The sequence below is a fragment of the Brevundimonas sp. genome, assembly GCF_027487935.1.
In the GTDB taxonomy this organism is placed as follows: Bacteria; Pseudomonadota; Alphaproteobacteria; order Caulobacterales; family Caulobacteraceae; genus Brevundimonas.
In genome coordinates, this window is record NZ_JAIYCP010000003.1 from 162782 (window position 1) to 173770 (window position 10989).

Here is a 10989-nt window from a genome sequence, read left to right on the forward strand (position 1 = left end):
TCCGACAACCGGGGCGGGCCGACAGGCCCGTCCCGACGGAGTTTTTCATGACCCGCGACCCTGCTCCCGCACCCCTCTCCGGCGCCTTCCGCGCCGTCTGGCGCTGGCATTTCTACGCCGGCCTGCTGGTCCTGCCCTTCCTCATGCTCATGGCGCTGACCGGTGCCCTCTATCTGTTCACCGACGAGATCGACGGGGCGGTCTATCGCGACCTGTCCCGCGTCGAACCCCGCGCCGCATCCGCCGCGCCGGACCTCTGGGTTGTGGCGGCCGAGACCGGCCTGGGGGGCAAGGTCTCCAACGTCCTGCTCCCCGCGCGGCCGGATGAGGCGGTCCGCCTGACCGTCAACCTGCCGGACGGCGGTCAGCGCACCGCCTTCGTCGATCCGTATGACGCCCGGCTGATCGGCGACACCGACTTCGGTGGAGTGATGGAGACGGTCAAACAGCTCCACAGCCTCATCCTGCTCGGTTCATGGGCCAACTATGTGGTCGAGATTGTCGCCGGCTGGGCCATCATCCTCGTGGCCACCGGCCTGTTCCTGTGGTGGCCGCGCGGGCGGGGCGTGGGCGTGGCCTCGATCCGGGCCACCGATCCGAAGCGGCGACCCTTCTGGCGCGATGTGCATGCCGTGACCGGCCTATATGCCGGTGCCGTCATCGCCTTTCTGGTCATCACCGGCATGCCCTGGTCAGCCTTCTGGGGCGATCAGTATATGGCCGCCGTGAAAGAGCATGGCCTGGGTCGACCGAAGCCGCCGGCCGCCGCCAGCCCCTTTGCCCACGCTGACCATCCGGGGGACGCCCCCGTCGGCGTCGGCTGGATCATGGAGGGGATGGTCATGCCCACGCCCCACCGCGGTCTGGCCAGCCTTTCGCGCGTGATCGACACCGCTGAGGTGCAGGGTCTGGCCCGGCCATACAGGGTCTCCATCCCGTCGAACCCCGCCCTGGCCTGGACGGCCGCGCGCCAGGTCAAACAGGTCGAGGACACCCGCACCCTCTATATCGACGCCGCCACCGGCACCGTCCGCGCCGACATCCGCTACGACCAGTTCGGCGTCGGGGCCAGGGCCTTCGAATGGGGCATCGCTGTCCATCAGGGCACGCAGTACGGCTGGATCAATCGCTATCTGATGCTGGGCGGCTGCATCGCCATCTGGCTGCTGGGGATCAGCGGCATCATCATGTGGTGGAAGCGCCGCCCGCCGAGCCTGTCGAAAGGCCGCCTCGGCGCGCCTGAAGCCCCGCCCGGCCCGCGCGTCCGCGCCGCCGTCCTCGGCATCGTCCTGCCGCTGGCCATCCTCTACCCCCTCACCGGTCTCAGCCTGATCGCCGCCCTGGCGATCGAGCGAGCTGCCACCCTCGTGCGCCGCCGTCTCGACGCCCGCGCCGCAAGGAGCCCCTCATGAAACGCCTGCTGATCCCCACCGCCTTGATGACATCGACGGCCTGCAACCAGACTCCGGTGCCGGAGGCCCCCGCCGTCTTCACGGTGACAAAAGCCCGGTGCCGGCCCAACCCCGAAAGCCGTCCCATGACCGGCTGCTACCTGACCCTGACCGCAAACCCGGTCGCCGGCGAGGGGCAGATCCACGAGATGAAGGCCGCCCTTCGATATCCGGGTTCTCGCATGAGTGGTGTGGTGGCGTCGCCCGGGTGACTCGGGTACCGGGTTCTCGCATCAGGAAGACCCGGGCAAGCCGGACGGGCTGATGGGTTCGAGTCGAACCTCCCTGGCCGTGCGCCCTGACGTGAGAATGCCGCAGGACCTGAAGGCCGACTTCAGAAGCGCGCCCGGAAATGGCTACAGCCCGGCGCTTCGATCCAGCCGTTCCGGTTGCGCAGACTGACTATCCGACGCGGTTCCCAACGAGAGATCGTTAGGCAAGACTTAACCATGATGCTCAAATAACAAGGATCGACAGGATGGTCGTTTTGATTTTGCTGCAGCGCTTCATTTCGGATCGACGTGGGAATATGGCGGTTATGTTCGCCCTGTTCATCCTGTCCATTACAATGGTAGCCGGGGGTGCGCTTGATGTTGTTACCGCCAACACGGCCAAAGATCGGCTAAGTGACGCTCTCGATGCGGCATTGCTGGCGGGAGCGGGATCGCTTTCAATCAGTGATGATCTCGCGAAAACCACGGCCGGCACCTATCTCTCCCGAAATGCGGCTGGCGCGAACAACCTTCGCTACTCTTTCAATGTCAACGACGACGTGCTCTCCGGGGAGGCGAGTGCTACATCCACGACCGTCTTTCTGGGCCTGTTTGGCATTCAGGAGATTCCCATAAAGGCTGAGGCCGCCGCAACGGTTGGGGCAGGTAGCGGCGGTATGGAGTTGGCCATCGTCGTCGACGTCAGCGGATCGATGACTGGCTCCATTCCATCCCTTCGAGCTTCGATCACCGACCTGCTCGGGACGATTTACGAAAACGAGGACAGTCTGGAGAACACGTGGATCTCCATCATTCCTTTCAGCGGGCGCGTGAACGTCACCAACTACGGAGAGTCATGGTTCGCGAGCGGTCAGATTCCTGCCACTGCGGCTTTCTCTCAGGTGAATGAGTGGGGAATAACGTCCAGTGCGGCCAGCAGGTGCAAGATCAACGCCTACACGGCGAGCGCTCCGCGACTGTGCGCTTCCCGGCGAACTGGAGACAACCAGTGGACAAATGCGCTGCCGTCGGACGAGCGCTTCCGGATGTTCGGAGGAGCAGCGGAAGTGTGTCCGGTACCCCGCGCGCAGGGTTTGACCCAAAGCCGCTCTACCTTGCAACAGATTACCAACAATCTCTGCGCGGGGCATGGCACCAGCACCCAGGAGGGTATGGCTTGGGGCTGGCGTGCGGTTTCTCCCCGCTGGAAGGGGCTTTGGGGCGATCCCGATCTGCCGCTCGATTACGAGGATTCTCCGGGCAAGTTCGTGATTATCATGACGGACGGTGCGAACCACCCCGGCCAGTCTGGTGATACCATCAGCGTTTCACAGGCAGATGCGGAGCTTCTGAAGACTTGCGATGCCATGAAGCGCGAAGGGATCGTTATCTATGCGATCACCTACAACATGGGCGGATCTCTCAGTAGTCTTTACCAGCGCTGCACCTCTCGTCCCGAATACGAGATTTCTGCGGAATCATTCTCCGAGTTGACCGATGCATTTTTGGAGATCGGAAGCAGGATAAAGCGCGAGGGGAGCTTGAGATTGATCAAGTGACCTGCGCCCTGAACGCATCCGGGAATCGCGTGCGGCTCTTCCGGCAGAGGATTCGCCGAATTACGGGATGGGAGACTGGGTCGCATCAATGGCCATACCAAGGCCCGCTCGGTACCATCACCGCCGGCTCAACGGACAACCCGGAATGGCCCTGAAAACGCTCTCCCTCCCCATAAAGGAGAGGGAGAGGACGACATCAATATGCTACCCATCCGCCGATTGTCAGCATATCCCGCGCCTCTAACCTCCTGACTCTGCGCATCTTTCAAAAAACACAGCGTCCCCAGCCATCATGGCCGGGACCGCCCCCATAATTGTCCCCGTCCCGTCGCAAGGGCGGCTCGCTCGGCCGGCGATCCGAAGCGGCGGCGGGAGCGGATGGAGCGGGGATCCGCCGGTGCAAGCCGGGGGAGCCGGACCGCGATCGGGGGCCTCCTAAGGGCTCGCCGGCCGGGGTGGAGGACCGGGGGGGATACCCAGGTCGTTCCAGGGATCGGGACGTCGCCCGACCTGCCCGTCGGAGGCGCTGCGGTAAGGCCCGAACACGGCCACCCGACGCAAGCTTCCGGAAAACTGTCTGCGCGGAGCGTTCTGTCTTCGTCGAAACGGTATTTCTGTCTGCTCATCCGGGCGAAGGCCCGGGCGCTCCGCCATGCCTCCCGCACCCGACTGGAAACAGGCGGCGAAGAGTCATGGGTGGCTGGTGGCTGGTGACTGGTGACTGGTGACTGCGGCCCTTCCGGCACCGACGCACAACTGTCGGCCAGCCAGCAGCCACCCGTCACGCCTTCACCCTCGCGCTCCAAAAGGCTATCAGCCCCCCCATGACCCTGCCCCTCGCCCTCTCCGGCCTGTCCGACATCGCCGCCGACTACGACGTCCTGCTCTGCGACGTCTGGGGCGTGATCCATAACGGCCGTGAAAGCTGGCCAGAGGCCTGCGCGGCCCTGACCCGGTTCAACCGCGACCACGGAAAGGTGGTCCTGATCTCCAACTCGCCGCGTCCCGCGCCGGGCATGATCCAGCAGATGGACCAGCTCGGCGTGCCGCGGGACGCCTGGGGTGCCGTCGTAACCTCGGGCGACGCCACCCGCGTGGAACTGGGCAAACGCGCGCCCGGCCCGGCCTGGATCATCGGCCCGGACCGCGACTGGCCCCTCTATGACGGTCTCGGCCTCGAGGTCGCCGGGACGGCCGCCGACGCCGCCTTCATCGCCGTCACGGGCATGATTGATGACGAGACCGAGACGCCGACGGACTATCGCGAACGCCTCTCCGCCGGCGTCGCGCGCGACCTCGAAATGATCTGCGCCAACCCCGACCGGGTGGTCCAGCGCGGCGACAGGCTGATCTGGTGCGGCGGCGCGCTCGCTGACCTCTACGAAAGCCTCGGCGGTCGCGTCACCATGGCCGGCAAGCCCTTTGATCCGATCTATGAGCTGGCCCTGGCCGAGGGCGAGCGGCTGCTCGGCCGCCCGGTCGACCGCTCCCGCGTCCTGTGCATCGGCGACGGCGTCATCACCGATGTGCTCGGCGCCGACAAACAGGCCCTCGACTGCCTGTTCATCGCCCAGGGTATCCACGGCGACACCGCCCGCGGGCCCGACGGTCGGCTCGATCCGGCCCGCGCGGCGGACCTGCTGAAGGCCGAGGCGACCCACGCCCGCTACGCCGCCCTGGATCTGGCCTGGTGAGCCCGGCCATTCCGGCTTCCGCTCGCCTCGGCCGGCCTCCAAAAAATGGCCCACGCCGGGGCAAATCGCGCTAAGGCCGGACCATGACCGAAATTGTGACGAAACATCCCTCCGGCGGCTACATCCTCGAGGAACTCCACGTCGGCATGACGGCGGAGACCCACATCCTCGTCACGGAACAGCGCATCCAGCAGTTCGCCGACGCCTCGGACGACTACAACCCGGTGCATATGGACGAGGCCTTCGCCTCGAAAACCGCCTATCGCGGCCGCATCGCCCATGGCCTGCTCACCGCCTCCTTCGGCTCGGCCGTGGTCGGCACCATCCTGCCCGGTGCCGGGGCCATCTATCTGACCCAGACCCTCGGTTTCCACATGCCGGTGCGGATCGGCGAGACCGTTCTGGTGCGCGTCAGCGTCAAATCCGTCGATCCGGAAAGCGCCCGCGTCGAGCTGGATTGCGAAGGCTTCGTCGGGGACAAGCGGGTCATGGACGGCGTCGCCCTGGTCCGCGTCCCCCGCCGCCGGCGCCCCGCGAAAGACTGACTTGGTCCAGATCGTCCCCGACTGGCGCGACCTGCCTGACCGGTTGCGCGGCGCAGCCGTCGCCATCGGTGCCTTTGACGGCGTTCATCGCGGCCATCAGGCGGTGATTGCCGAGGCCCGGGCTGCCGCCGACCGTCTCGGCGTCCCGCTCGCCGTGGTCAGTTTCGATCCCCACCCCCGTCGGTGGTTCCAGCCCGAGGCCGCGCCCTTCCGTCTGATGACGCCGGCCCAGATGGCGCGGGCCATGGCCCCCCTCGGCGTCGATCGCCTCCATCTCCTGCCCTTCGACGCCACCATGGCCGCCATGACCGACACGGCCTTCGTCGGGCGGGTTCTGTGCGACGGCCTCGGAATCGCCCACGCCGCAGTCGGCTTCGACTTCACCTACGGCAAGGGCCGCACCGGCTCGGCCGTGGGGCTGCGTCGCCAGGGCGAGGCCCTCGGTTTCGGCGTCACCGTGGTCGATCGCATCGATGACGGCGACGGGCTGAAACTGTCCTCCTCCGGGGTTCGCGAGGCGCTCAAGGCCGGCGACATGCCCCGCGCCGCCGCCATCCTCGGCCGCCCCTTCGCTATCGAGGGCGAGGTCATCCACGGCGACAAGCGCGGTCGCACCATCGGCGTCCCTACCGCCAATGTGTCGATGGGCGACTACATGCGCCCCGCCTATGGCGTCTATGCGACCCGCACCCGCCTGCCCGATGGCCGCATGATCGACGGCGTCGCCAACCTCGGCGTCCGTCCCATGTTCGAGATCGACCAGCCCCTGCTGGAGGTCTGGCTGTTCGACTTCGACGGCGACCTCTACGGCCAGACGATCGAGACCGAACTGGTCGCCTTCCTGCGCGGCGAAATGGCCTTCGACGGCCTTGACGCCCTCAAGGTCCAGATCGCCGCGGACGCTGCCGCGGCCCGCGCCGCGCTCAGCTGATCGCCGCCATCAGCTGTTCGGTCAGCGCCGGGCGTCCCGGAACCAGAACGTCCGAGACCCTCCACATCGGGCCCTCCTTGACCAGTTTCAGCGTCTGCCGTTTCGTCTCACCCATGTTGGTAAACACGACCGCCGCCTCGGCCGTCTGCGGGTCCGACGACGTCACCGTCACCGAGACCAGGGTGAAATCTCCGCTGTCCTGGCAGTCGCAGATCGGATCATGGTTCAGCGTCGGCACCCCGCCCGCGGCCTTGGCGAAGTCCGCCCCGATCATGGCGTTCAGCATCCGGCCGTAGATCGGCTCCTGCCCCGGCCGCGGCGGCTCCCCCATACTGGCCCCCGGGGTGGCGTGGACCGCATAAAGCGCCCGAACAAATTCCTCAGGTCCGACCCGCGCCGCCTCATAGATCGCAGGGCGGCCCGGCGGCAGGGCGGCGGGCGCATCGGCCGGCTCGGACGTACCTTCACCCGAAGGCGAACAGGCAGCCAGACCGACGAAAACAGCGGCGGCAATCAGGACATGACGCATCGGAACCCTCCCATGACCCTGGGACTATCCCGCCCGTAACCCCGACTGGCAATCCCGGCTGGCGTCCGCCCCACCCCGTCTGCTAGACCGTCCCCACCATGACCGTCCGCGTGCTTCGCCCGATTTCGATTAGCCGCCCGGCGTAGCGCCCAGGGCCACGGCCCCGTGCACGCCGGGATATCGAGACCGACGCGAACGATCACCCAACGACGACGAAACGAGACTTCATGGCCGACTCCCCCAAAAACGGCGAAGACACGCCCACCGGTCGCGACTATCGCGAAACCGTCTTCCTGCCCGAGACGCCCTTCCCCATGCGCGGTGGACTGCCGCAGAAGGAACCCGCGATCATCGAGGCATGGGGCGACCTCTATTCGACCCTGCGCAAACAGCGCCAGGCCGAAGGCGCGCCCCTCTACGTCCTCCACGACGGCCCGCCCTACGCCAACGGCGACATCCACATCGGCCACGCCCTGAACAAGACGCTGAAGGATTTCGTGGTCCGCAGCCGCTTCCTCCTGGGCCATGACGTCGACTACGTCCCCGGCTGGGACTGCCACGGCCTGCCGATCGAATGGAAGATCGAGGAACGCTACCGCTCCCAGGGCAAGCGCAAGGACGAGGTCTCAAAGGCCGAGTTCCGCCAGGCCTGCCGCGAATACGCCACCGGCTGGATCGATGTGCAGCGCGAACAGTTCAAACGGCTGGGCATCCTCGGCGACTGGGACAACCGCTACGCCACCATGGACTTCACGACCGAGGCGGCCATCGTCGCCGAGTTCCACAAATTCAAGAATTCGGGCCAGCTCTACCGCGGCTCCAAGCCGGTCATGTGGTCGCCGGTCGAGCGCACCGCCCTGGCCGATGCCGAGATCGAATACCACGACCACGTCAGCCCGACCGTCTGGGTCAAATTCCCGGTCACCGGCGCGACCGACACCCATCCCGACGACCTGCTGGCCTTCCGCCACGCCACCCCTTCGGTCGTTATCTGGACCACCACGCCCTGGACCATCCCGGCCAACCGGGCCATCAGCTACGGCCCCGAGATCGCCTATGGCCTCTATGAGGTCACGGCCATGGAGACCGGGCTGGAGTTCGAGCCCTGGGCCAAACCGTGTGACCGTCTGATCGTCGCCGACAAGCTGGCCGAAGACGTCTTCCGCGCTGCGAAAATCGCCGGCTGGACCCGCGTCGGCGACCTCAATCCGTCCGGCCTCGAATGCGCCCATCCGTTGGCGGCCCTCGCGCCCGGCTACGGCTTCTCCGTGCCCCTGCTGGCCGGCGACCACGTCACCGACGACGCCGGCACCGGCTTCGTCCACACCGCCCCCGGCCACGGCGCCGACGACTTCGAGGTCTGGAAGGCCCACGGCCATCATGAGGTGCCGGACACCGTCGACCCTGACGGGGCCTATTATGATCACGTTCCCCTGTTCGCCGGCCTCAAGGTGCTGGAGACTGAGGGCAAGAAGACCGGCAAATTCGGCCCCGCCAACCCGGCCGTGATGGACAGGCTGATCGAGGCCGGCACCCTGCTGGCCCGCGGCCGGCTGGAACATTCCTACCCGCACAGCTGGCGCTCCAAGGCCCCGATCATCTTCCGCAACACGCCGCAGTGGTTCATCCGCATGGATGCGGCGCTGGACGATCGCGGCACCCTGCGCGATCGCGCGCTGGAGGCCATCGACAGGACCGACTTCCACCCCGAGGCCGGCCGCAACCGCATCCGGTCCATGGTCGAGGGCCGCCCGGACTGGCTGATCAGCCGCCAGCGCGCCTGGGGCACGCCCCTGGCCATGTTCGTCGACAAACAGACGGGCCAGCCGCTGCACGACGCGGCCGTCGACGCCCGCATCACCGCTGCGATCGCCGAAGGGGGTGCTGACGCCTGGTTCACCCGTCCCGACGCCGACTTCCTCGGCGCGCATGACCCGGCCCGGTTCGAAAAGATCGAGGACATCCTCGACGTCTGGTTCGACTCCGGCTGCACCCACGCCTTCACGCTCGAGACGCGCGATCCGGCCCATGGATACACCGGCGACCGCCCGTCACACTGGCCGGCTAACCTCTATCTCGAAGGCTCCGACCAGCATCGCGGCTGGTTCCAGTCCAACCTGCTCGAAGGCTGCGGCACCCGCGGCCGCGCCCCCTATGACGCCGTACTCACCCACGGCTTCACCCAGGACGAGAACGGGGAGAAGATGTCCAAGTCGAAGGGGAATACGACCGACCCAGCGACCATCATCAAGGAGTCCGGCGCCGACATCCTGCGCCTCTGGGTCTCTCTGGTCGACTATGCCGAGGACCAGAGGATCGGGAAGCAGATCCTGCAGACCACCGTCGACGCCTATCGCAAGCTCAGGAACACCGTCCGCTATCTGCTCGGTGCCCTGGCGGATTTCGACGAGGCCGAATACCTGACACTCGACCAGATGCCGCCGCTCGAGAGATTCATCCTGCACCGGCTGTGGGAGCTCGATCGTGACGTCCGCAAGGCCTATGCCGACTATCGCTTCCAGGACGTCGTCCGGCCGGTGATGGAGTTCTGTTCCAACGACCTGTCGGCCCTTTATTTCGACATCCGCAAGGACAGCCTCTACTGCGACCGGCCCGACGCGATCCGCCGTCGGGCGGCCCGCACCGTCATGCATGAGGTCTTCATCCGCCTGACCGCCTGGCTGGCCCCCCTGACCCCCTTCACCATGGAAGAGGCCTGGGGCACCCGCTATCCCGACGGCGGCTCGAACTGCGCCCGGGTGATCCCGGAGACGCCGGCGCAGTGGCAGGATTCCAGCGAAAAGAGCCGGTGGAAGGCGATCGAACGCGTCCTTCTGGTGACCAACGGGGCTCTCGAGATTGAACGCCGCGAAAAGCGGATCGGCACCGGCCTCGACGCCGCCCTCACCGTCCATGTGACCGACGAACAGATCTCATTCGCCTTCGAGGGCTTCGACCAGCAGGAGATCGCTGACATCTTCCGTGTCAGCCAGGTCCAGCTTGTTCAGGGCCCGCCGCCGGCTGATGCCTTCCAGATGACGGAAGTCCTCAACGTCGCTGCGGTCGTGCAGCCCATCACGGACCAGTCCAAATGCGCCCGCTCCTGGCGGCGCGTGCCGGACGTCGGCTCCGATCCCGCCCACCCCGAGCTCAGCGCCCGCGATGCGGACGCCGTGCGCTGGTGGGACATGCAGCGGGGATGACGGGCTAGCCATAGGCCTCAGCTCACTGGTGCCCGTGATCGGGTGCCAGTGAGTTGCACGACCGGTCGGGCTCCGAACAGCAGAAAGCCCCGCCGGCGGAACCGGGCGGGGCTTTCAGATCTTGGGTGCGGGAGCAGGATTTGAACCTGCGACCTTCAGGTTATGAGCCTGACGAGCTACCGGGCTGCTCCATCCCGCGGCAAACGGTAGTGTAAGGGAAGAGCTGTTCGAGAGAACGGGCGACGGCCCGTAATACAATCATCTATCCGTCTGGTAGACCCGGCAGCGACCTACTCTCCCACGCCTTGAGACGGAGTACCATCGGCTCTGGAGGGCTTAACGACCGAGTTCGGAATGGGATCGGGTGGGGAACCTCCGACATAGCCACCAGGTCAACCAGGCGGATAGACGATTGTGAGAAGACATTGTCAGTCTCGGTGAATAACCGAGTAAAAATCGAATGAGTTTTGCTGAGAAACGATCAAGCCGATCGGATTATTAGTACCAGTAAGCTTCATGGGTCGCCCCACTTCCACACCTGGCCTATCAACGTGGTAGTCTTCCACGATCCTCAGCGAAGCCTTGTTTTGAGGTTAGTTTCCCGCTTAGATGCTTTCAGCGGTTATCTATTCCATACATAGCTACCCTGCTGCACAACTGGCGTCATGACAGGTCCACCAGAGGTATGTCCATCCCGGTCCTCTCGTACTAGGGACAGATCCTCTCAAGCTTCGAACACCCACGGCAGATAGGGACCAAACTGTCTCACGACGTTCTGAACCCAGCTCACGTACCACTTTAAATGGCGAACAGCCATACCCTTGGGACCTGCTCCAGCCCCAGGATGTGATGAGCCGACATCGAG

At 65.8% G+C, this 10989-nt stretch carries 8 protein-coding genes, 1 tRNA gene and 2 rRNA genes; 7 read left to right on the plus strand and 4 right to left on the minus strand.

Annotated features, from left to right (window positions below):
* Window positions 1-47 precede the first annotated feature (47 nt).
* The 6 genes from Q0053_RS01535 to Q0053_RS01560 all read left to right on the plus strand — a co-directional run bounded on the left by Q0053_RS01535 (window position 48) and on the right by Q0053_RS01560 (window position 6392).
* Window positions 48-1412: a PepSY domain-containing protein gene (locus Q0053_RS01535; protein ID WP_298095044.1), complete on the plus strand. Its 1365-nt coding sequence runs from the start codon at window positions 48-50 to the stop codon at window positions 1410-1412.
* Window positions 1409-1663: a hypothetical protein gene (locus Q0053_RS01540; protein WP_298095046.1), complete on the plus strand. Its 255-nt coding sequence runs from the start codon at window positions 1409-1411 to the stop codon at window positions 1661-1663. Before Q0053_RS01535 ends, Q0053_RS01540 begins: the two co-directional genes overlap by 4 nt.
* 266 nt (window positions 1664-1929) lie before the next feature.
* Window positions 1930-3222 (plus strand): pilus assembly protein TadG-related protein, encoded by a 1293-nt coding sequence (locus Q0053_RS01545; protein ID WP_298095048.1) that lies wholly within the window; start codon window positions 1930-1932, stop codon window positions 3220-3222.
* 824 nt (window positions 3223-4046) lie between these two features.
* Window positions 4047-4916 (plus strand): TIGR01459 family HAD-type hydrolase, encoded by an 870-nt coding sequence (locus tag Q0053_RS01550; RefSeq protein ID WP_298095051.1) that lies wholly within the window; start codon window positions 4047-4049, stop codon window positions 4914-4916.
* A gap of 92 nt (window positions 4917-5008) precedes the next feature.
* Window positions 5009-5461 carry a MaoC family dehydratase gene (locus tag Q0053_RS01555; RefSeq protein WP_298095084.1) on the plus strand — a complete coding sequence of 151 codons (453 nt, stop codon included), beginning with the start codon at window positions 5009-5011 and terminating at the stop codon, window positions 5459-5461.
* Window position 5462: 1 nt separating this feature from the next.
* Window positions 5463-6392 (plus strand): bifunctional riboflavin kinase/FAD synthetase, encoded by a 930-nt coding sequence (locus Q0053_RS01560; protein WP_298095055.1) that lies wholly within the window; start codon window positions 5463-5465, stop codon window positions 6390-6392.
* Here the strand turns inward: Q0053_RS01560 and Q0053_RS01565 are convergent.
* Window positions 6385-6921, minus strand: a complete 537-nt coding sequence (locus Q0053_RS01565) for a DUF3828 domain-containing protein (RefSeq protein WP_298095057.1) — start codon at window positions 6919-6921, stop codon at window positions 6385-6387. The genes Q0053_RS01560 and Q0053_RS01565 overlap by 8 nt on opposite strands.
* Before the next feature lie 227 nt (window positions 6922-7148).
* On the opposite strand from Q0053_RS01565, the gene ileS reads away from it, so the two are divergent.
* A complete protein-coding gene (gene ileS / locus Q0053_RS01570; protein WP_298095060.1) occupies window positions 7149-10124 on the plus strand; it encodes an isoleucine--tRNA ligase in 2976 nt (991 codons plus the stop codon).
* A gap of 122 nt (window positions 10125-10246) precedes the next feature.
* Here the strand turns inward: ileS and Q0053_RS01575 are convergent.
* The 3 genes from Q0053_RS01575 to Q0053_RS01585 form a co-directional block, all read right to left on the minus strand.
* Window positions 10247-10323, minus strand: a tRNA-Met gene (locus Q0053_RS01575).
* Window positions 10324-10401: 78 nt separating this feature from the next.
* Window positions 10402-10516: ribosomal RNA gene (rrf, locus tag Q0053_RS01580) — 5S ribosomal RNA — on the minus strand.
* An 85-nt stretch (window positions 10517-10601) separates the two neighbouring features.
* Window positions 10602-10989, minus strand: a 23S ribosomal RNA gene (locus Q0053_RS01585); the annotation flags it as partial.

Excerpts from the sequence above, each read along its gene's own strand:
- Q0053_RS01535 (WP_298095044.1), top strand. The coding sequence starts at position 48 with ATGACCCGCGACCCTGCTCCCGCACCCCTCTCCGGCGCCTTCCGCGCC.
- Q0053_RS01540 (WP_298095046.1), top strand. The coding sequence starts at position 1,409 with ATGAAACGCCTGCTGATCCCCACCGCCTTGATGACATCGACGGCCTGC.
- Q0053_RS01545 (WP_298095048.1), top strand. The coding sequence starts at position 1,930 with ATGGTCGTTTTGATTTTGCTGCAGCGCTTCATTTCGGATCGACGTGGG.
- Q0053_RS01550 (WP_298095051.1), top strand. The coding sequence starts at position 4,047 with ATGACCCTGCCCCTCGCCCTCTCCGGCCTGTCCGACATCGCCGCCGAC.
- Q0053_RS01565 (WP_298095057.1), bottom strand. The coding sequence starts at position 6,921 with ATGCGTCATGTCCTGATTGCCGCCGCTGTTTTCGTCGGTCTGGCTGCC.
- ileS (WP_298095060.1), top strand. The coding sequence starts at position 7,149 with ATGGCCGACTCCCCCAAAAACGGCGAAGACACGCCCACCGGTCGCGAC.